The 21570-nt window shown below is 58.4% G+C and carries 20 protein-coding genes and 1 pseudogene; 8 read left to right on the forward strand and 13 right to left on the reverse strand.

Annotated elements, in window-relative coordinates; translation table 11 throughout:
* Nucleotides 1–119 (forward strand): IS3 family transposase (locus GVL52_RS30515; protein WP_160012440.1); only part of this gene is annotated, 119 nt, incomplete at its 5' end.
* 7 nt (nt 120–126) lie between these two features.
* Complete coding sequence (locus tag GVL52_RS26355; protein WP_200847908.1) at nt 127–1785, forward strand: bifunctional diguanylate cyclase/phosphodiesterase; 1659 nt, start codon at nt 127–129, stop codon at nt 1783–1785.
* A 35-nt stretch (nt 1786–1820) separates the two neighbouring features.
* Here the strand turns inward: GVL52_RS26355 and hemA are convergent, their stop codons facing one another.
* Nucleotides 1821–3035: a 5-aminolevulinate synthase gene (gene hemA, locus GVL52_RS26360; RefSeq protein WP_160012380.1), complete on the reverse strand. Its 1215-nt coding sequence runs from the start codon at nt 3033–3035 to the stop codon at nt 1821–1823.
* 160 nt (nt 3036–3195) lie between these two features.
* Here hemA and GVL52_RS26365 point away from each other — a divergent pair, with 160 nt between their 5' ends.
* From GVL52_RS26365 to GVL52_RS26390, 6 genes and pseudogenes are all read left to right on the forward strand, one after another.
* Nucleotides 3196–3522, forward strand: coding sequence for a hypothetical protein (locus GVL52_RS26365; protein ID WP_160012381.1), 327 nt, complete (start codon nt 3196–3198; stop codon nt 3520–3522).
* Nucleotides 3519–5120 (forward strand): methyl-accepting chemotaxis protein, encoded by a 1602-nt coding sequence (locus GVL52_RS26370; RefSeq protein ID WP_160012382.1) that lies wholly within the window; start codon nt 3519–3521, stop codon nt 5118–5120. The genes GVL52_RS26365 and GVL52_RS26370 overlap by 4 nt, the downstream gene beginning before the upstream one ends.
* A 124-nt stretch (nt 5121–5244) precedes the next feature.
* Nucleotides 5245–6009: a heme ABC transporter permease gene (locus GVL52_RS26375; protein WP_160012383.1), complete on the forward strand. Its 765-nt coding sequence runs from the start codon at nt 5245–5247 to the stop codon at nt 6007–6009.
* Between the two features lie 2 nt (nt 6010–6011).
* Nucleotides 6012–6167, forward strand: coding sequence for a heme exporter protein CcmD (locus tag GVL52_RS26380; protein WP_160012384.1), 156 nt, complete (start codon nt 6012–6014; stop codon nt 6165–6167).
* Nucleotides 6168–6206: 39 nt separating this feature from the next.
* Complete coding sequence (locus GVL52_RS26385) at nt 6207–6734, forward strand: DsbE family thiol:disulfide interchange protein (protein ID WP_244619293.1); 528 nt, start codon at nt 6207–6209, stop codon at nt 6732–6734.
* Nucleotides 6735–7584: 850 nt separating this feature from the next.
* Nucleotides 7585–8342, forward strand: a pseudogene (locus GVL52_RS26390) (IS5 family transposase).
* Between the two features lie 2 nt (nt 8343–8344).
* On the opposite strand, the gene GVL52_RS26395 reads toward GVL52_RS26390, so the two are convergent.
* The 12 genes from GVL52_RS26395 to ccoG form a co-directional block, all read right to left on the reverse strand.
* Complete coding sequence (locus GVL52_RS26395; protein WP_160012386.1) at nt 8345–9034, reverse strand: CBS domain-containing protein; 690 nt, start codon at nt 9032–9034, stop codon at nt 8345–8347.
* Between the two features lie 74 nt (nt 9035–9108).
* A complete protein-coding gene (locus GVL52_RS26400; RefSeq protein WP_160012409.1) occupies nt 9109–9573 on the reverse strand; it encodes a cytochrome c-type biogenesis protein in 465 nt (154 codons plus the stop codon).
* Between the two features lie 29 nt (nt 9574–9602).
* A complete protein-coding gene (locus GVL52_RS26405; RefSeq protein WP_160012387.1) occupies nt 9603–11588 on the reverse strand; it encodes a heme lyase CcmF/NrfE family subunit in 1986 nt (661 codons plus the stop codon).
* Complete coding sequence (gene ccmE / locus GVL52_RS26410) at nt 11585–12037, reverse strand: cytochrome c maturation protein CcmE (protein WP_160012388.1); 453 nt, start codon at nt 12035–12037, stop codon at nt 11585–11587. Before ccmE ends, GVL52_RS26405 begins: the two co-directional genes overlap by 4 nt.
* A complete protein-coding gene (gene ccmI, locus GVL52_RS26415; protein WP_160012410.1) occupies nt 12034–13158 on the reverse strand; it encodes a c-type cytochrome biogenesis protein CcmI in 1125 nt (374 codons plus the stop codon). Before ccmI ends, ccmE begins: the two co-directional genes overlap by 4 nt.
* A 78-nt stretch (nt 13159–13236) precedes the next feature.
* Nucleotides 13237–13956, reverse strand: a complete 720-nt coding sequence (locus GVL52_RS26420) for a response regulator (protein ID WP_160012389.1) — start codon at nt 13954–13956, stop codon at nt 13237–13239.
* Between the two features lie 135 nt (nt 13957–14091).
* Nucleotides 14092–16005, reverse strand: a complete 1914-nt coding sequence (locus GVL52_RS26425; RefSeq protein ID WP_160012390.1) for a methyl-accepting chemotaxis protein — start codon at nt 16003–16005, stop codon at nt 14092–14094.
* A 184-nt stretch (nt 16006–16189) separates the two neighbouring features.
* Nucleotides 16190–16858: a Crp/Fnr family transcriptional regulator gene (locus GVL52_RS26430; RefSeq protein WP_160012391.1), complete on the reverse strand. Its 669-nt coding sequence runs from the start codon at nt 16856–16858 to the stop codon at nt 16190–16192.
* A 20-nt stretch (nt 16859–16878) separates the two neighbouring features.
* Complete coding sequence (gene ccoS, locus GVL52_RS26435) at nt 16879–17037, reverse strand: cbb3-type cytochrome oxidase assembly protein CcoS (protein WP_160012392.1); 159 nt, start codon at nt 17035–17037, stop codon at nt 16879–16881.
* Nucleotides 17034–19319 (reverse strand): cation-translocating P-type ATPase, encoded by a 2286-nt coding sequence (locus GVL52_RS26440; protein ID WP_160012393.1) that lies wholly within the window; start codon nt 19317–19319, stop codon nt 17034–17036. Before GVL52_RS26440 ends, ccoS begins: the two co-directional genes overlap by 4 nt.
* Nucleotides 19316–19801, reverse strand: a complete 486-nt coding sequence (locus GVL52_RS26445; protein ID WP_160012394.1) for a FixH family protein — start codon at nt 19799–19801, stop codon at nt 19316–19318. The genes GVL52_RS26440 and GVL52_RS26445 overlap by 4 nt, the downstream gene beginning before the upstream one ends.
* Complete coding sequence (gene ccoG / locus GVL52_RS26450; protein ID WP_160012395.1) at nt 19798–21360, reverse strand: cytochrome c oxidase accessory protein CcoG; 1563 nt, start codon at nt 21358–21360, stop codon at nt 19798–19800. Before ccoG ends, GVL52_RS26445 begins: the two co-directional genes overlap by 4 nt.
* Nucleotides 21361–21570: the final 210 nt, after the last annotated feature.

Below are 21570 nucleotides of genomic sequence, written 5' to 3' on the forward strand. Positions count from 1 at the left end.
GCGATGAAGCTCGCCAGGACGTGTTCGACTACATCGAAATGTTCTACAACCCCAAACGCAAGCACGTCAGAAACGGAATGCTGTCACCCGTCGAGTTCGAGCGCTTGCAGAAAACATAACGCGAGGGTGTCTACGAAACTCGGGGCTATTCACTTCGCCGACGCCACGACACTCACTATCATTTCTGTGGACTCGCGAGGCAACATCAGGTTTGTCAATCGCGCTGCGGCGGATCTGTTCGGCTACGAACGAGAGGCGATGATCGGCCGCCCGGTTGAAATAATCATTCCCGAGCGTCTTCGTAGCGCCCATGCGCGAGGGTTCGCCCGCGCTATGGCAGGAGCCGAGTTGAATCTTGGGGGAAAGGCTGTCGAGGTCTACGCAATCCGCAAAGATGGAAGCGAGTTCCCGATAGAGCTCACACTATGCGCCTGGCACGATGGGGTCGAAATGGGAGCCGGCGCCGTCATAAAAGATATTTCTGAACGTCGCGAGCGTGACAGCCGGCTGTTGAGACTAGCCAGCCAGGATACCCTTACGGGTTTGCACAACAGGGGACGGTTCGTCGAATTCCTAAAAGAGTCCGTTCCGCATCGATCTTCAATGGTGCTGATGATCGACATAGACGGGTTTCAGGATTTCAATGACTCCCACGGCCACACGACGGGAGATTCATTGCTGCAATCAATCGCAATCCGACTCCGTCATCGACTACCAACCGCTGCCCAGGTCGCCCGATTTGGTAATGATGAGTTCGCCGTATTTGTGCAGAATACCTGCGAACAGAAGGCCGTTGAGGAACTTGTCGGCATCGTGATGGCGGCATTTTCCATGCCCTTCGAAGTGAATGAACAACTGTTGGACGTCAGCGTCAGCGTAGGAGGCGCCATATACCCCCGTGACGGCAATGACGCGGACGAGCTTCTCGCCAGCGCCGATTTAGCCCTTACCAAGGCGAAAAGCATGGGTGGCAGATCGTTCCAGGTTTACGAGCCAGCCATGCGGAGCGAGGCTGGGGCTCGACGCGCTATGAGAGATGAACTCCGTCTGGCCCTCCGCGCTGGCCAACTTGCGCTTCACTACCAGCCGCAGGTGAATATCGAAACTGGGACAATCTTCGGGATCGAGGCGCTGATCCGTTGGCAGCACCCTGAAAAAGGATTGCTTCTTCCTGGTGCATTTCTTCCTGCGTTAGAGCAAAGCGCGCTTACACTTGAAATTGGATGGTGGACTCTTGATGAGGCTTGCAGGACAACATCGCTGATAAACTCCCTAAGTCGGCAGCCGATCAAGATGGGCGTCAACCTCTTTCCTGCTCAGCTCCGCGCCCCATATCTTGGCCGCAAGGTCTCTGAGGCTCTCGAAAAATATCGGCTCGAGGCTAACCTTCTCGAGATCGAGGTCACGGAAACGATCGCTCTCACCGACGACGACCGTTCTCTTGAGGCAATGAACACGCTACGTGACATCGGCGTTGGCATAGCTTTTGACGACTTCGGCACCGGTTACGCATCTCTCAGCTCCCTCCAGCGATACCCACTTACAACCTTGAAGATTGACCGTGGATTTGTTTCCGAGCTATCGACGAAACCACGTGACGCCGCCATCACGCGGGCTATGATTACGATGAGCCTCGAAATGGGGATCGAGACGATAGCCGAGGGTATCGAAACTTCTGAACAAGAAGAGTTCCTGCTATCGCTCGGCTGCTCCGCGGCGCAGGGCTACAAGTATGGGCGACCGATGCCGTACGAGGCACTTGCCAAAATTCTTTCGAAACCGTAGCAAAATCCGCAGCCCTGCTGCGGATTTCCAAGGGCTCACGCTACTTGCCTTGCGAGTGCGCAACGCGACCAGAGCGAATGCAGCGCGCCGACAAGGTGCTCAATATCGGCATCCGTGTGAAGCGGCGTCGGCGTGATCCGCAGGCGCTCGGTCTTCTTCGGCACGGTCGGATAGTTGATCGGCTGCACGTAGACACCACAGTTGTCTAGCAGCAGGTCCGAGATCCATTTGCACTTTGCGGCGTCGCCCACCATGACCGGCACGATGTGGCTCGGGTTCGGCATATGCGGGATGCCGCGTTTGTCGAGAAGGTTTCTCAGCGTGCGGACGCGCTCCTGATGACGCGCGCGCTCGAAGGGGCTGACCTTCAGGTGCTGGATCGAAGCAACCGCGCCCGCGGCAAGAGCCGGCGGAAGTGCGGTCGTGAAAATAAAGCCGGATGCGAACGAACGGATGAAGTCGCAAAGCGCCGTCGACGCTGCGATATAGCCGCCGATGACGCCAAAAGCCTTGCCGAGCGTGCCTTCGATAACCGTCAGTCGATCCATCAGGCCTTCGCGCTCGGCGATGCCGCCGCCGCGCGGGCCGTACATGCCGACGGCATGGACTTCATCGAGATAGGTCATCGCGCCATACTTGTCGGCGAGATCGCAGATCTCCTTGATTGGAGCGATATCGCCATCCATCGAATAGACCGATTCGAACGCGATCAGCTTCGGCGCCTTCGGATCGGCGGCCGCGAGCCTTGCTTCGAGATCCTGCACGTCGTTGTGCTTCCAGATCACCTTCTCGCACTTGGCATAGCGAATGCCTTCGATCATCGATGCGTGGTTCAGCGCGTCCGAGAAAATGATCAGACCCGGAATCTTGGCGCCGAGCGTGCCGAGGGCCGCCCAGTTCGAAATGTAGCCCGAGGTGAAGATCAGCGCCGATTCCTTGCCGTGCAGATCGGCAAGTTCGCGCTCCAGAAGAACGTGGGAGTGGTTGGTGCCAGAAATATTCCGGGTGCCTCCCGCACCCGCGCCACAGTGGTCGATGGCATTCTTCATCGCCTCGATGACCTTGGCGTTCTGTCCCATGCCAAGATAGTCGTTGGAACACCAAACTGTAACGTCTTTCGGACCGTCTTCCGTGTGGCGCGTCGCACGAGGGAAACCGCCGCGGTGGCGTTCAAGGTCGGCAAAAACGCGATAGCGGCCTTCCGCGTGAAGACCTTCCAACTCGCTTTTGAAAAACGTTTCGAAATCCATGCATGTGCTCCTTGCGATCAATGCAGCAGTATCCCCTTGAACGTTGATCTTATTTGATCTGCGTCAAGGTCAGATCAAAAACATCCCTCTTCCGCAAAGATGTTAGCGGCAGCCGAGCCCGCCCTAACGAGTTATTAAGGGCCAAACCCTAGATTAGGGGTTGATCAACATCGGTGGAATCGTCGTGCAGCCTGCTTACCGCAATGTATCAGCGTTTTTCGGCTACATGCTTCTCGTTTCGCTCGCCGTGGCGTTCCCACGCGGCCACTATGTCCTTGTCATTGCAGATCCCCGAAGCAGCCCTCGCCAAACCATCGATTTGATCGGTGAGGCAGATGGCTCGCTTGTAGCATTCGGGCGAACGCCATGGATGGCGGTGGCTTATTCAGGAACGGATGGCTTCGCGACGCGATTGATGAACGCCGGGGCGCTACTCGTTCTCAATCACTCGCTGGCTGTGGGCTGCCAGCAGAAAGACGCAACATGAATTCCCTGGACACGCTGCGGCTAAAGGCTTCGCCGGCCATCCTTTCGCTTCTCTGGTTCAACGCTGCGGTGATGCTTGTCCTGGGGGTCGCATCGGGCGTGAACATCGGCCTTCTTCCGATCACCGCGTCAGCGCTTGTGGCCCTCGTCGCCACTCTTTCATGGCTCCGGGACCGGGCCGGTCCATCGACCCGCCTGACGACTTCGATGGCCCATGCGGCTAGTGTCGCGCTCATGGTTTCCGGGTTCGAAGGCTCGCCGCTTCAAATCGATATGCACATGTATTTCTTTGCATCGCTGGCGATTTGCGCCGCTTGGATCGATTGGCGCGCGATAGTCGGCTATTCGGCCATCGTGGCCGGCCATCATCTTCTCCTATACTTGCTGATACCTCAGGCCGTTTTTCCAGGCTCATCGAACATCGACCGCGTCCTGCTCCACGCAGTCGTTCTCATACTTCAAAGCGGCGCGCTCATCGCGCTCACTCAGGCTGTGGTGTCCGCCTTCGCGGCTTCGGAAGCAGCTCTCTCGTCGACGCGGCAGGCCCAGGAGGGCGAGCGCGAGGCGACGCGACGTGCGAAACTAGCCGATCTGGCCGCAGATGACGAGCGTGCTAGGTCCGACGCGGAACGGCAAGAAGCTCAGCGGCACGTCGAACACGCAGTGACCGTTCTGGCCCGCGCCCTCGACGATCTCGCAGCGGGAGACCTAACGACCCGCATTACTGACAACTTCTCGGGTGATCTCGACAACCTCCGCGCCTCCTTCAACCAGTCGGTCCAAGCACTTGAGAGAACTGTGGAGGCTGCCTCCAGTGTGACCTCTACGGTGCAAGGCGGCGCTACCCAAATCCAGGAAGCTACCTACGACCTCTCCGTCAGAACGGAGAGGCAGGCGGCTTCCATCGAAGAGACGGTGGCTGCGTTGGAAGAGGTCACCGATGCGGTTCAGCGGACGAGTCAGATCGCGTCGAAGGTCGGGCAGCTCGTGGAGAAAGCGAAGACCGCGGCGAGCGAATCTGGGCGCATCGTAACCAGCGCCGTAGACGCGATGGAACGCATCGAGTCCAGTTCGCGCGAAATTCGCAACATCATAGGCGTAATCGACGAGATAGCCTTCCAGACAAATCTTCTCGCCTTGAATGCCGGTGTCGAAGCCGCGCGCGCCGGAGAAGCTGGAAAAGGCTTCGCCGTGGTCGCTCAGGAAGTCCGCGAGCTTGCGCAAAGAACCGCGCAGGCCGCTCGCGAGATCAAGGAGCTGATCAACACTTCAACCTCGCATGTCCAGAACGGCGTTGACCTTGTGGACAAGGCGGGCAGTGCCCTCGGCGCGATCGGCGAGGAAGTTACGGAAATCAGTATGCACATGATCAGCATCGTGACCGGCGCCCGCGACCAAGCGACAGGGCTTGGGGAGATCGGCCAGAGAATCTCGGAGATTGATCGTAATACGCAGCACAACGCAGCGATGGTTGAAGAGTCCACTGCCGCGACCGCAGCTCTTTCGCAAGAGGCAAGCAGGCTTGAGCGCCTGATGTCAGCCTTCTCAACTGTGCACCGCCGCCCGGGTATGACTGCACCGGCGGCGCGGGCCGCCTGATATGAGTAGCAGGAGGCGGCGCTGCCGCCTTCTGTAGGCCCAAACTTCCGGGCTACTGGCGCTTCGATGTCTTCTTTGATCAGGATCAATTATCTCGGACGCGAGGCACGCTAGTGGTGTCCGTATGAAGTTCCTTTCCAAGTTTTCCAAATCTCTTAATGCCCTTGCACAGCCTTCTCGCTTTGTCGCGCTTGCCGACAGCGTTATCCCCGCGTTGGCAGGGGCGACTTTGGTCGCCTTCGCATTCGGGCTATGGTTGAGTTTCACCACCGACGTGGACTATCAACAAGGCGAAACCGTCCGGATCATGTACGTCCACGTTCCAGCGGCCTGGATTGCCATGCTCTGTTACAGCGTGATGACGATGAACGCCATCGGCTCACTCGTCTGGAGACATCCGCTTGCGGACGTCGCTGCACGCGTGGCCGCCCCACTTGGTGCAGCCTTTACCTTTGTCTCGCTACTGACGGGAGCTATATGGGGAAAGCCGATGTGGGGAACCTGGTGGGTATGGGACGCGCGCCTGACATCGATGTTCATACTCTTCATCATGTATCTCGGAATTCTCGCCATCAATCGGGCGATAGATGAGCCTAACCGCGCTGGTCGGGTTACAGCGGTACTGATCGTGGTCGGATTCGTGAACATACCCATCATCAAGTTTTCGGTCGACTGGTGGAACACCCTTCACCAGCCCGCGAGCGTACTACGGCTTGATGGGCCGGCACTCGACATGGAGTTCCTTCGGCCCTTGTTGACGATGGGTTTCGCGTTCACGTGTCTTTTTGCGACGCTCTACCTTTCGTCGATCCGAAACGAGATATGGCGTCGTAAGCTAATTTCGCACTACAGGCTTGCAGCACGCGCGGCCACGTATAAGGAAGGATGAAAATGAATCACGAAGCCTACGTTCTGGCCGCCTATGCAGTTACCACTATCGTCGTCCTGGCTACCTCGGTGAAGGTTTGGGTCGAAGGCAGGTCTTTCCGACGTCGGGTGTCGGCGTTGGCTCCGCTGCGCGGAAAGTCAATCGGGAGAGAGAGTTGATCGCGGGCCCGCCGCCTGGCTGCCGCGATACCGCTCGTCGTGTTCCTCGGTTTCGCGGCCGCTGTTGGAAACAATCTCTACCGCGAGGCAGAGAATGGATATTCACCATCGGCCCTGCCATCCGCGCTTATCGGTGAGATCCATCCTCCATTGGCGCTGCCAGGGCTGGAGCAAGGTCCCTCCCCTATGAGCGAAGACATCATCAGGGACAGCGTGACGGTTGTGAACGTGTTCGCATCATGGTGTGTACCATGTCGTCAGGAACACCCTTTCCTCATGCGTCTCTCTTCGGACCCAAGGGTGAAGGTAGTGGGCATAAACTACAAGGACGATCCAAAGGACGCGACCGGGTTCCTACAAAGCGAAGGTAATCCTTACGCAGCAGTCGGAACGGACCGATCAGGACGACAGTCGATCGAGTGGGGCGTGTACGGAGTTCCTGAGACGTTCGTGCTCGACAAGGCCGGACGCATCGTTTTAAAACATGTGGGCCCGCTCGACCAGAAAGCGATCGTAAACGAACTTCAGCCTCTTATCGCACAGTTATCGGCGACGACTAATCGCTGATTTTGCGCCCACACGGCGCGGCACGACTCCACTGTTCACGCCGCTACCCAGCTCAATATAACTTGGGAGGCGTGACACCGGTTCCTCCAAGCAACCCGGTTTGCTTTCCGTCCAACGTCATGGCTTCACGGACCAGATATCGGCTCCAGAAGAGGTAGTCGCGGCAGCGTACTGCAGCCAGATGTGAAACTTCGTCAGAATGACCTTGTAGCACGCCCCAACCGGCACGGAATCAACATAGCAAAGCTTTGGGTCGTTGCGGTGTCGAACCGGTAGGTGGCTTCGCAGCGTCCTGCCTCCTTCTGCCGAAACCTGTCTGGTCCCAATGGTGGAGAGATGGATGCCCTTCCGGGTTCTTTGAGCCCGCGCAAAGACGGATAGATCGTAAGATACGATAGTCCATGCGCGGGTCGGGAGAACACTTCCGTGCCAAGTGGGGGAAACTTGGCAGAGGCCTGGTCTTGTGGGAGCGCAAGACGGACAGGTCTCCTCGCTTTTGATCCCGAGCGACGGTTTCGCACAGCCGACCACCGCTTTCGGCGATCGTTCACTTTTCGTTTTACAGTCTGCTCGTGGCACCACCGAGTACATAATCGCAATTCGGATTATGCTGCGAAAGGAGAGACTTGTGAGCAATCCATCATTCGAATTCGATCTGGCCTCCCCTGTCTTTACGGCAAATTACGCCAAAAACATCGTGGCAACGACGAAAGAGATCTAGCTGTTTCCACAGATTGTCTACAGGCCGCATCGCAACCCGCGCGGGGCTTAGCTAGGCCCTACACTCATAAACGGGGTTCACACGCGGGCATGGCTTTGATTCAATGAGGCTTTGATTTGGAGGCCTCAGATGACCCGTCGCCGGTTCGACCTGACTGATTTCGAATGGAGCATTATCCAGCCGCTTCTTCCTAACAAGCCTCGCGGCGTCCCGCGAGTTGACGACCGGCGCGTAATCAACGGCATTTTGTGGCGATTTCGGACCGGCTCGCCCTGGGCGGATGTTCCTGAGCGCTATGGCCCATACACAACCTGTCGTTTTGTTCGTTGGCGAAAGGCTGGCGTCTGGGACCATGTTCTGGAGGAGGTCTCAAGGGCCTTCGACGGCGATATTGTCATGATCGACAGTTCCTGTGTCCGCGTTCATCAACATGCGGCCACGGGAAAAAGGGGGATCAAGACGATGGCTGCATGGGACGTTCCCGCGGCGGCTTGACGACGAAGATCCATGCTCTTGTTGATGCAGATGGCCGTCCAATTGGCATCGACCTTACCCCAGGACAAGTGCACGACAGCAGGGTCGCCGAGCCAATGCTGAAGGATATCGGAAAAGGTGCCATACTTTTGGCAGACAGGGCTTATGATACAAACGCCCTTCGAGCCTTGGCAAAAACAAAACGGGCCTGGGCCAATATTCCAGCAAAGCGAAACCGCAAGGAGAGCTTCCCGTTCAGCTCATGGGTCTATCGGCAGCGAAACCTCGTCGAACGCTTCTTCAACAAGCTCAAGCAGTTCAGAGGGATTGCCACTCGATATGACAAGGACCCCCAAAACTTCCTAGCAGCCGTAAAACTACTCGCCACCCGCATCTGGATCAGGTCGTTATGAGTCTACGCCCTAGTTCGGGTCTCCTCGATCGGCACTGCGGCGATCTCGATCCGGTCACGGATCGCGCCCACTCCAAGTCCTTCGACGAGGCTCCGAATTGCCTTGCGCTTCAGCTCGGACTCGACCTGCCCCTCAAGTGTGACGTGCCCATCCTTGACCGTGACCTGCACCTTTTGGGGAGTCAGCCCGAGATCGGATCGAAGGCGGGTACGCAATGCAAGTCTTATCGAAGCGTCTCCCCGAGGCAGGACCGTAGCCGGAGCATCGACGATGAGAGGTAAGATGTCCCGCCTGCTGACGATACCGATCAGCTTTCCGTCCTCAACGATCGGCAGACGCTTGATCCGATGAGCCTGGAGGCTTTCAGCGATGTCGGAAATCTCGCTGTCAGGACCCGCGACGATCACGTCTTGGGACATGACATCGGCAACTGACCACCCGTTACTGGTGATATACCGTTCGAGATCAAGCTCCGAAATGACTTCCGGTGGTCGCGCCGGTCGAGATGACAGCCTTATTTCCCGTCGAAGCAAAACGTCGCCTTCGGTCAGCATTCCGCAGACGCGCCCCTGGTCGTCTACCACGGGGAGACCACTGACGTTATTTTGAAGCATGATGGCTACGGCATGTCGAACGCCGGTCGTCGGGCTGATGTGGACTACGTCCTTAGTCATGACGTCCTTGGCCTGCATCTGTCTGCCTCACATTTGTAAGTAATGAATGGTGAGACGGTAGTCGTTTGAAATGAACCTCGCTTTGACTTTGATCAAAGAAGCGGCGGGTTCAGCAGCTTCTGAAGCTTCCTTTCCTCTTCCGAATTCAGACAAGTCCCCGTCGGCCTGCGGGCGCTTCGTCGCGAAAAGACCAGCAGTGAGATGCCACCGGCGAGAATGAGAACGAGGGGCGATCCCCAGAGCGTCATAGTGCGGACGCTGAAGCGCGGCTTCAACAGCACAAATTCGCCGTATCGCGAGACTATGTAGTTCAGAACCTGCTCGTCGCTCTCGCCATTCTTTAAGCGGTCGCGCACCAACAGCCTGAGGTCTCTTGCAAGTTCAGCGTTGGAATCGTCGATCGACTGGTTCTGGCAGACCATGCAACGCAGTTCCCCCGACAGCGTCCGCGCCCGGCTCTCCATCGCAGGGTGGGACAGCATCTCATCCGGGTTCACGGCGAGAGCCGGGAGTGGCGACACCGTTGTCAAGAACACCTGCACGAGCCGGCCCGACATCCGAAAAAGGTGGGAGCATCTCACCGCCTTCATTCCGCGAGCTCCATTGCTGCAACGGCCTTAACCTTGCGCCGGGGCACACCGACCCGTAGGCGCCGATCGCTAAGCGAAACGAAGCCTCCTGAAGCCATGACCAAAGCGCCGCCCCAGATGCACAGAATGAAGGGCTTCCACCACACGCGCACGACGATGCCGCCGTCATTGGTCGGGTCGCCGAGGGAGACATAAAGTTGGCTCAAACCGAAGGTCAGGATCCCCGCCTCGGTCGTCGGCATTTGGCGCGCGCTGTACACACGCTTGGCTGACCAGACGTCGGCGACATCGACTCCGCCTCGGCGGATGCTGAAATGACCGCGGTCTTCCCTGTAGTTCGGTCCGGACGCCGGCTGCATTCCGTCGAAATGCAGCGAGTAGCCGCCCGCATCGGTGGTTTCGCCAGGCTTCATCTGCAGCACATGCTCAGTCGCAAAGGTCGAGACCGCGACGATGCCGAGAACGGTGATTCCTAGACCGGCATGCGCAAGCGCCGTACCGAAGGCCGACCGCGGCAGACCGGTCAGCCTGCGCCAGGCGACATTTGCCGCCACCTTGCCGATACCGGCGCGGTACCAGAGATCGGCACCAGCGCCAAACACGAGGAACAGTCCGGCAGCAAGGCCGAGAACCGAAAGGACTGGGCCGCCATGCTCGATATAAAATAAGACAAGTGCAGCAGCGAAAGCGACGCCCGCGACCACATAGAGCCGCTGCAGGGCGCCAAGAAGATCGCCGCGCTTCCAAGCGAGCAGCGGTCCGAAGGGCACCACAAGTAGCAGTGGGATCATCAGCAGCCCGAAGGTCATATTAAAGAAGGGCGGACCGACCGAGATCTTGTCGCTAGTCAGCGTTTCCAGCAGCAGAGGATAAAGCGTGCCCGTCAGCACCGTGCCGCAGGCTACGGTCAGGATCAGGTTGTTCAGAACCAGCGCGCCCTCGCGTGAGATCGGCGCAAACAGCCCGCCCGCCGAAAGGAGCGGCGCGCGGAAGGCAAAAAGCGACAGCGCCCCGCCGATGAAGATCAACAGAATACAGAGAATGAAGACGCCTCGGCTCGGGTCGCTCGCAAAGGCATGGACCGAGGTAAGTACGCCGGAGCGCACTAGGAACGTCCCCATCAGCGACAGCGAGAAAGTCAGGATAGCCAGCAGGACCGTCCAGATCTTCAGCGCCTCGCGTTTTTCCATGACAAGCGCCGAGTGCAGCAGTGCCGTTCCCGCCAGCCAGGGCATGAAGGAGGCGTTCTCGACCGGATCCCAGAACCACCAGCCACCCCAGCCGAGCTCGTAATACGCCCAATAGGAACCCATCGCGATACCCAGCGTAAGAAAGGTCCAGGCGGCCAGCGTCCAAGGGCGTACCCAGCGCGCCCAGGCAGCATCAATGCGTCCTTCGATGAGAGCCGCAACGGCAAATGAAAAACAGACGGAGAAGCCAACATAGCCGAGATATAGAAGCGGCGGATGGATCGCGAGGCCGATATCCTGCAGTACCGGGTTCAGGTCACGACCTTCGGCCGGCGCCGGATCGAGACGAACGAAAGGGTTGGAGGTCAGAAGAATGAAGAGGATAAACGCGACAGAGACCCAGGCCTGAACCGCCAATACATTGGCTCGTAGCGTGTTCGGTAGATTGCGCCCGAAGAGCGCCACCATTGCACTGAACAGTGCAAGAATTAGCAGCCAGAGCATCATCGATCCCTCGTGATTGCCCCAGACGCCGGAATATTTGTAGATCAGCGGCACCAGCGAATGCGAGTTCTGCCAGACATTCTCGACCGAGAAGTCTGACACGACATGCGCGTAGGTGAGCGTACCGAATGAGAAGGCAACGAGGCCGAAGAGAACGATCGAGCCGAGCGGCGCGACTTCCATCATCGCGTGATCGCGGCGGCGCGCGCCGATGAGGGGAACGACCGAAAGGATGATCGCCGTCGCCAGCGCGAGAACGAGTGCGTAGTGGCCGATCTCGATGATCATTGTTTCGCTTCCCCGTGTTGCCAGAGCCCTTGTTCTTTCAGCTTTTCAGCGACGTCCTTGGGGACGTACCGCTCATCATGCTTGGCAAGTACTGTGTCCGCTGAAAAAAGTTGGCCATCGGCTCCGAACTTCCCTTCGGTGACTACGCCTTGTCCTTCGCGGAAAAGGTCTGGGAGAATTCCAGCGTATCGAACATGCACAACCGCCCCGCCGAGGTCGGTAACCGTGAAATCAACGTCGGTTCCTGTGCCCCGCTTTATGCTGCCTTCACCGACGAGACCACCTAGACGAATTCTAGTTCCGGGGTGAACGCCTTCCGCCGCGAGATCCGATGGCATGTAGAAGTAAGCAACGGACTGGCTGAAGGCAAACATAACTAGGAAAACCGCAGCCATTATAAAAGTCATGCCACCGGCGATGGCTGCGAGCCGTTTCTGCTTTCGCGTCATTGATCCGTTTTCCTTTCGACATCAAATTCGCGCGCGGCCGCGATTAGCTTCGAACCTTCGTCACTGTTAGCCGGAAATTTCCCCAGCGCGCGTTCGAGCGCATCTTCCGCGCGAGACTTGTCATGAATGGCCCCATATGAAGTAATAAGCTGCAACCAGCCTGGAAAGTTGACCGGATTTCTTGCCAGCTTTTCCTCAAGGCGCGTCAGCATGCCGCGGATCATCTTCGTCTGATCATCAGCGCCCAGTGCGCTCGCAGCCGCAACTTGCGCCTCGGTCGGCCCAAGAGGAACGCCGGCGGTTGGGGTCACGGACGTCCCACCGTTTTTAGCGACATGGTCGTTAACGAGCGGAAGCCATGGTGCGCCCGCAGGCGAATCCTTGGCGAGCGCCTCGAAGCCCATTTGCGCATCTTCACCTCTTCCCGCCTGTTCCAGGCCCAGAGCGCTGTAGAATCTGGCTCGTGGATTTTGCGGATCGATCGCCAAGGCCCGTTCCAGCACGATTTTGACCGCATCCGTGACCTTGCCATTTGAAGTGGCCAGAAGCGCTTCGGTCAAACCATTTAGCCTGTCAGTACTGGAGCCTTGCAGCCTGATAGCCTTTTCATAAGCCTGGGCAGCGTCAGCGGCACGATCGGTTCTCAGGTAGATCGGCGCGATCACGTCCCACCCGCGCCCGTCGTCCGGCGCTTTCTCAAGATGAACTTCCGTCTTGCGGATCAAGATAGCGAGATCTTGACCGGGATGAGCGAGCCGCTCTTGCAGTGGGAGCGACGGTAGGTCCGGCGAGCCAACGGCGACGTAAAGGGAGATGCTAGCAAGCGACAGGAAGGCCGCTATAGCTAGTTTCACCTTTCCCAGTGACGAAGGACGAATCTTTCTTTCTTCCGCGTCGGATTCTCGAAACAAACGCCTTGCGGTCTCGGCCCGTGCCAGCTCGTACTCCTCAACGCTGATCCTGTCGTCCGCGCGTTCGCGGAGGAGTTCCGCGATTTGATCGCGGTAGACCCGCCCTGCACCGTTTTCCGGCGCGACGGCACGACTCGGCGTCGACAGGGGATGAAGTAACACGGCCGTCACGATACCCGTGATGCCCGCGAAGATTATCCAAATGATCATGTTCAAACGTACTCTGTTGCGAGAGCACAATAGCGCCGTTTCTGCCCCGGACATTGACGGGGATCAATTATCGCGCTGTTAAAGCACACGTCCTGTGAAGACGTAGCCGACGCCACGGACCGACTGGATCAAAGCGGGCGCCTTCGGATCCGGTTCGATCTTCTTGCGGAGTCTCACGATCTGGGCGTCGATTACGCGATCGAAAGCCTCAAGGTTCCTATTCCGGGTGAGCTCCATTAGAGTTTCCCTAGACAATACCCGCCCAGAATGCCGAACGAAAACCAGAAGCATGTCGAACTCGCCGGTTGTAAGCGGAACATCGTCTCCTTCGGGAGAGCTCAGCCTACGTCGAGGCACGTCAAGACAATAGCCTTCGAAACGGAAAGCTTCGTCCGCTGGAGAGGATTTTCCAGCGGGAAGAGTTGCAACGGCCCGTCGTCGAAGGACAGTTCTCAGGCGGGCGAGGAGTTCGCGAAGGTGAAATGGCTTTGCGACATAGTCGTCGGCGCCGAACTCAAGTCCGATGACCTTATCAGTGACATCGTCCTGCCCCGTCAGCATTAGCACGGGAACGTCGGATTTGCCGCGAAGCTCCTTGAGCAGGTCAAAGCCGTTCTCTCCGCCGGGAAGAACGAGATCAAGAAAAATGGCAACATACTCGTGCTTCGATAGTTCTGCGCGCATCCCCGCGCCATTTGCGACTGCCGTTACACGGTAGCCGCTATCATCGAAATATCGGACGAGCATCTGCCTGATCCGGGCATCGTCATCGACGACGAGAATACGATCCGGTTCCATATGCCTCCGTCCTGCTGCCTGTGGGCACCACACATAACGCAGGATTGCAGGCCGCGCTACCGCCGGCGGACCAGTAGGTTTGGATTAACCCGCTTTCGCCCGCGAAAAACGAGACGCGGGCGATAGCGCAGCAGATCAGAATTCCTCCCAATCGGCCAAAGCCTGAGCAGCCGTGGCCGCGCGTCCTAGCGAAGGTCTGAGGATGCTTATGTTCCCGCCCCTGCGGAGCGCCTGGTCGGACTGCTGGGCGGCAGTGGTACGTAGAAGCTGAAACGCGGAAATGAATGATCGTAGTTTTCCGCTTTCACCGGCGAGCGTGGCGCTCGCAGCATTTGTCTCCTCCACCATCGCAGCGTTCTTCTGTGTCACCTGGTCCATCTCGTTTACGGCAGTGTTCACCTGCGTCAGGCCGACCGACTGCTCCTTGGCGGATATGGCGATCGAATCCATGTGCTGGTTGATCTTGGCAACATGTTTCTGGATCATCTCGAGCGCGCTCCCGGTCTCGCGGACCAGCGCGACGCCGCTCAAGACCTCCGTCTCGGATGTGCGGATGAGATCCTTGATCTCACGCGCGGCGTTTGCGGAGCGTTGCGCAAGTTCTCGGACCTCCTGGGCGACCACCGCAAATCCTTTGCCCGCCTCTCCGGCCCGCGCCGCCTCGACGCCTGCGTTCAACGCCAGGAGATTGGTCTGGAACGCGATGTCGTCGATTACGCCGATGATGCTGGATATTTGCCGTGAAGATCCCTCGATCTTCTCGATCGCATCTACCGCCCTCGCGACAACCTGAGCCGAATGCTCTGCGCTCTCCTCCGCTTCCGCGGCAACGGATCGGGCCTCATCTGCCCGTCGGGACGAGTTCGAAACGTTGGCGGTGATCTGGTCGAGCGCGGCGGCGGTCTCTTCGAGAGACGCCGCCTGCTGTTCGGTCCGCTTAGACAGGTCGTCTGCGCTTCGGCTGACCTCCTGCGATCCTGCGTCAATCGCCGCCGTCGCCTGCGAGACCGCAAAAAGCGTCTGTGCGAGCTGGGACACAGCGCTGTTGAAGTCGGTCCGCAGCCCTTCGAAATCGGAGGCGAACGGCGTATCAAGGTTGAAGGTGAGATCTCCTCCCGCAAGGTGCTTGAGGCCGGATCCCAGGCTTTGGGTAGCGGTTCCCATCTCTTCAGCGCGCCGCCGCTCGATCTCAGCATTGCGCCGGCGCTCGTCCTCGGTGCGACCGCGAGTTTCGTCGGCCTCACGCTCCAGTTCAACGCCGCGCTGCCCGTTTTCCTTGAAGACTTGGACAGCGCGAGCCATGGCGCCGATTTCATCGCGACGGTCGCGCTCCGTGACTTCGGTAGAATAGTCCGCATCGGCAAGGCGGCGCATAGCCTCGGACAGATCCCTGACTGGAGCCACCAGCCATTTGCGCACACCTGCCAAGCCAAGGAGGGGGAATACGGAAAGACCCGCGAGGATGGAAGCCACAGTCGTCCAGATAGCGCTTCCCGCGGCAGCCTCTGCGGCGTCGTCCTTCGCGTCTACGTCGCCGATAAGCTTCTGCGCGACTTCGACCGAGGTTTTTGACACTTCCGGGAATTGAGGCTGGCATTGTGTGAGGAATTCCGCCTGTGAAGCCAGAACTTCTTCGGAAGCCGTCGCGACGAGTGCCTTTTGGACCGAGAGCTTGCACGTTTCATCGATGATCCGCAGGCCCCGGATTTTGATGGGTTTTAGTTCCTCGTTGCCCGGCAAGGCCGCAATTGCGGTGTCGATGAATTTAACGAAGCTTTGACGCGCGGTGTCCAGTTCCGCCATAGCAGACCGGTTTGCGGCGTCGCTCCGCGACATGAGCATGTCGCTAATCGCCGCCCGTGCGGTTTGAAGAGAGCGGTTCGCGCGCGCGAGATTGATGACTGCAGTTTCCTCACCTTGCAACAGGCCCTGATACTGCTTGTCGATCGACAACATCTGGTAACTCGAGTAGGCGACCGCACATAGGACAAAGAGCCCCACCGACGCGAGAAGTGTAAGAAATTTGATTGTGATGGACAGATGGCGCATCGGAACTCCGCAAAACGCTCGCTGATCCTGTCAGCGGATGACATTCCGCGCAGAAAAGCTCATGGCATCGCCTCATGTTATGCCCGTGAAACAGGGCCGCGACACTGCGGCAGCCCCAAAAATAAGGTCAATACCTTAAAGTACGCTTAAGCGCTCTTCACTAGTCGACCCCATTTCTGGGCGCCTAGCACGCGGCGCGAAGGCTTGCCACGCTCTGGATATTCACTGTCCTGCCGTGCACGTTTACTCCGGCATCACCAAGGGTCGCGAACGCTCGAGACAGTGCTTCGGGCGCCAGACCAAGCTTTCCTGCGAGGATTCGTTTCTGAAACGGCAAGCGGAAGCTGGCTTGCGCGGCGCCCTCTGGGCAGCGACCCAGAAAGTAGTTGGCCACCCGTTGCGGCGCAGTCTGCAGCCGATCTGCCGATATGCAGCGAAACGCTTCACTGAGATGTCTCGACATGATCCGCGCGGCATTGGTTTGAAGGATTGGATGACGACCCGCGAGCTTGCGAAGCTTTATGAGATCGAAGATGGCGACGTCTGTGACATCTGCAGCGCGTGCGGCTGTAACATATTTTACTCCCTCGATGAGCAGATACTCTCCAAAGGTTTCACCCGGCTCGCAAACGGAGACATCAGCCTCACGCCCCGAAGCCGCCTCCGTTTTCGTGAGCCTGACAAGGCCGTTGACAACATAGAAAATTGCGACGGCCAGCTCGCCTTCGGGATGGATCACTTCGTTGGTCGAGAACGTCTTGATGCGGCAAGTCGCCTCGATTTCAGCGGCCACCTCGGCTGACACGCCACGAAAAAGTTCCGATTGCCTTACACTGCGTAATTTCTGAAGCATAGAATCCTCCCCGGCCACCTCTAGCGCCGTGTTTCCTCTTGGTCATCGTCGGCGAGCACACGCCACGCCGCGCCTTCGAGATCCTCGTACTGCCCGCTGTTGAGCGACCAAAGAAAGGCTGCAAGACCGATGCCCCCCATCAGGAGCGCGATGGGGATCAGATAAATGAGCATGTTCATGCCGAATCCGCCTCCAGTGTCGCTGTGTAGGCGACGGTTTGCCCGTTTGCCGGTCGCCGCCTTGCGAAAGCATTGAGACGAAGGGCGTTGCTCACGACGATCAGCGACGAGGTCGACATTGCGACCGCAGCAATAAGCGGAGTTGCAAACCCGGCGATCGCAATAGGAACAGCAAGGACGTTGTAGCCGATAGCAAGAGCGAAGTTCTGTCGAATGAGCGACGCCGACCGCCTTGCCACCTCGATGGCATGTGGCACCGCGTCCAGTCGTTCGTTGAAAAAGACAAGATCCGCGGCCTGGCGGCCTATGTCTGAGGCGGTGGCCGGTGCAATGGAGACATGGGCGGCCGCGAGCGCCGGAGCATCGTTGATGCCGTCTCCGACCATGAAGATTTTCCGTCCTTCGTCACGGAGTGTCTCGCACGCTTCGACTTTTTGCCTGGGCGTCAACGCTGCAAACGCGACGTCGATTCCGAGTTTGTCAGCCGTAGCGGCCACGACGCCCTCGCGGTCTCCGGAAAGCATCAATGTTTTGAAGCCCATGTCGTGGAGCCGCAGGATCGACACGCCCGCGCCCGGTCTCAGGGCGTCCTCAAAGAAGAAGCGCGCGACAGGACGGCCGTCCTTCGCCAGAACGACCTCAGAATAAGACTCATGGGACTGCGGGGGAGCAGCGTCCCCGCAGGTGAAGGAGAAGCTACCCAACCGAAAGCATGCTTTCCCGCGAAAGGCTTCCAGACCGCCACCAGGTATCTCCAGGACACGGTCGAACGCAGCAGCCGGCACAGAGACACTGCGGAATAGCGCTTGCGAAAGTGGGTGTCTGGAGTGCGCTGCCAATCCGGCAGCGAGGGCAACATTCGCTTCATCCGCCGCCTCCATGCTCACTAGTCGTGGAGTTCCCATAGTGACAGTGCCGGTTTTGTCGAAAGCGACCGTGTCGACCTCTGCGAGCCGCTCGAGGGCGGAACCGTCCTTGACCATGATACCCCGACGAAAGAGTTCGCCCGCCGCTATGACCTGCACCACGGGAACCGCAAGTCCGAGTGCGCACGGGCATGTAATGATGAGAACAGCGACAGCGACAAGCATGGCCTGCTTCCAATCGCCGCCGATGAAACCCCATCCGAGGAAGGAGGCGAGAGCAAGAAGGTGAACGACAGGCGAATAAAGGGATGCCGCCCGGTCCGCGATGCGCCTGTACTTGGCCCTTCCTCCCTCTGCTGCCTCCATCAGGGAAATGATTTCGGAGAGAAGCGAATCCTTCGCCGTCTTAGTCGCGCGTACGATGAGGGAACCGGTGAGATTCATGGCACCGGAACTTGTTGATGTGCCTTCGCTGGCCGCCACTGGGGCGCTCTCCCCGGTGACGATCGAGAGATCGAGATCGCTTTCGCCGTTGACAATTACGCCGTCGACCGGGATCCGGTCTCCCGCCGCCACTGCAATTTCGTCGCCGACGGCTATATCGTCTACTGCCACGTACCGTCGCGAACCGTCACGCTGTAACACCAGCGCGCCGCGGGGCGCTATGCGCGCAAGACCGTTGATGGCCGCACGGGCCTTTTCGCGCATGATATGATCGAGCGTCCGGCCAATAAGGAGAAAGAACAGCAGCGAAACCGTAGCGTCGAACCAGGCGTGTTCTCCATGGTGCATAGTCTCCCATAGGGAGACCGCATATGAGAGCGTCACAGCCAAGGAGATTGGCACGTCCATGTTGGTACGCCCGCGCTTCAGCACGTTCCAAGCCGAGCGGAAAAAGAACCTTCCGGCATAGACAAGCGCTGGCGCTACTATCATCGCCGATATCCAATGGAACATATCCCGCGTCGCCGCATCCGCGCCGGACCAGACCGAAACCGAGAGCAGCATGATATTGGCCGCAGCAAAACCCGACACGCCAACGGCCAACAATAGCTGGTTACGAGTTTTGTCGTTCTCCGTGGCGACCGTCGCGAACAGATGTGCGCGATAACCCACCTTTTCGATAGCCTCCAGGATGAGCGCCGGATCGGTCGGTCGATCGCCCCACGTCTCCTCGTAGACGCAGGTGACCCGACAGGACGTAAGATTGACCCTTGCCTTGCTGACAAACGGCAAAGCGGACAGTGCCTTCTCCACCGTCCCAATACACCCGCCACAATGGACGTCTGGAACGCTGAGGTCGAGCTGGCGCAGCCCGTCCCCGAGGGAATGGCTCGCGAGGGCGATCTCTTCTGAGCTGAAGAACCTTGGATCCATCGCAAGTACGGCTTCGGCGTTGATCGTGCAGCAGGTCATCGGCCGAACCCTGCTGTGTCGAAACGCTGGGCTTCATGCATCACCACCACACCGTTGTGCTTCGTAATTAGCTCGACGATCCAGTCGCCCTCCGGAACGTGGCGGTCCGCCTCGAATTGCCCCGCCTCCACTAGTTTCAAGGATTCGACGAAGTCTTCATGATCCCCAACCGGCCGTCTGAAGTGTGCTTCTACCTCATCTGCTTGAGCTGGGGAGCCGTCGCGGTTGTGAAGCATGTAAGTAAAATTGTCGCCATGCAGTGCAATCGCGCCAGTGACGCCCGTTGCCACCATCGCCTTTATTGCCGAGGCTTTCTGATTGAACTGCTGACTTGCAACATACGTATTCTCGACGACGAGCCCACTCCAGCTCGACGAGGCGAACCAAGCCATCGTTACGTTCACCGATATGATGACGGCGAAAAACCCGCATGTCGTCAGAATCATATGTCTGCCCGTGAAACCCTTCGAGACCGAACTCATTGTGCTGCTCCAGGAGTATTGAATGCGGCGCGGTAAGTCGCGCGATCAGAATGGCCCTCGTCCTCGATCGAGAGCAGGAACTCCGAAACGGGCGCGTTCGATGCGGGCCGTGTCACGAAGACTTTGAGAGTCGTCGCAGCATCCGATGCCGCGTCGATCGTGAAGCTTCGGCTTTCCAGCTTACCAAGCTCAGGGATGCGCATCGTCGCACCGTCCAGGCCGGTGATGCTCAACTCGATCTTTCGCGGCCTCGGAACCATGTTGAGGACGCGTATCGTGTAGCCGTTGCGGATAGAGCCATTGCTCTCGAGTACGTACTGCGGGTTTCGGTCGTGGACGACGTTTAGTTCCAGCCGCTCGCGCATGCTCAAATGAACGATCATTCCCACGCCAATCATGCACCAAACTGTGGCGTAGAAGACGACGCGAGGCCGGAAGATTATCCGCCAGTTGAAATGTTTTATCCCGTCAACGAAGGTCCCGTCCGGCTTACGCACTAAACCAGGCTGGACGGGGTTTCGACCATGGTCGGTCGCGATCGTCATGTTGCTGGCGTACTCGCTCAACGTGGCGTAGGCGATGAGGCCGCGCTCCTTGCCGACCTTGTCCATCACTCCGTCACAAGCATCGATGCAGAGCGCACAGGTGATGCATTCCATCTGCTGTCCGTCTCGTATATCGATGCCCATGGGACAGACTGCCACGCAGGCGTTGCAGTCGACGCAGTCGCCCACGGGTTGACCGGCCGCCTGGGCCTTCTTGCTGTGACGGGAGCGCTGTTCGCCGCGCCAGTCGTTATACGTCACGACGAGCGAGTTTTCATCTAGCATCGCCCCCTGAATACGTGGCCATGGGCACATGTACGTGCAGACCTGCTCGCGCATGAAGCCGCCGAGGATGTAAGTCGTCGCGGTAAGCGTCGCCACGGTGGCATACGCCACACCGGCAGCATGCCCTTGAACCAAGGCCTTAAGAAGGGTCGGCGCATCGGCGAAATAGAAGATCCAGGCGCCGCCAGTAACAACCCCGATCGTCAGCCACACCGCATGTTTCAGGGCGCGCTTACGGATCTTGTCCAAGCTCCAAGGTGCGGCGTCGAGCTTTATCTGCGCGTTTCGGTCGCCATCGATGGCGCGCTCGACCGCAAGGAAGAGGTCTACCCAGACCGTCTGGGGACAGGCGTAGCCGCACCATGCTCGACCGACCGCAGAGGTCACGAGAAACAGCCCGAATCCGGCCATGACGAGAAGCCCGGCGACGTAATAGAATTCTTGCGGCCATATCTCGATGAAGAAGAAGTAAAAACGGCGCGAGGCAAGATCGACGAGAATCGCCTGATCAGGCGCGTAGGGTCCGCGATCCCAGCGCACCCAGGGTGCCAGATAGTAGATGCCGAGCGTGATCAGCATTACAATCCACTTCAAGCGACGGAACCGCCCCTCGGCGCGCTTCGGAAAGATCTTTTTCCGAGCCGCGTACAACGGCTGGCCGTCTTTGTTCACAGCATCGCTGTCCACTTGTCGGGCATTCTTCGGATCAGGAGCTGTATAGAGGTTCATGTGCAAATCCCAAGGTTCGGATGCACTTGTGCTACGTTTGTGCGCTACGATCCTTGATCCAGATCAAAAAAGAATGCTTCGAAAAAAGAGCCGCGCTCCGGACAGGAAGCACGACCCTAAAAACTGGGAACCACAGCTTTCGCGCAGCGGGCGCATGCCGCTGCGCGAAGCTATATCGACTACGCCGAAGAGGTTAGATGCGTAGCCCTG

The sequence above is a fragment of the Rhizobium sp. 18055 genome, assembly GCF_902706285.1.
GTDB lineage: Bacteria > Pseudomonadota > Alphaproteobacteria > Rhizobiales > Rhizobiaceae > Rhizobium.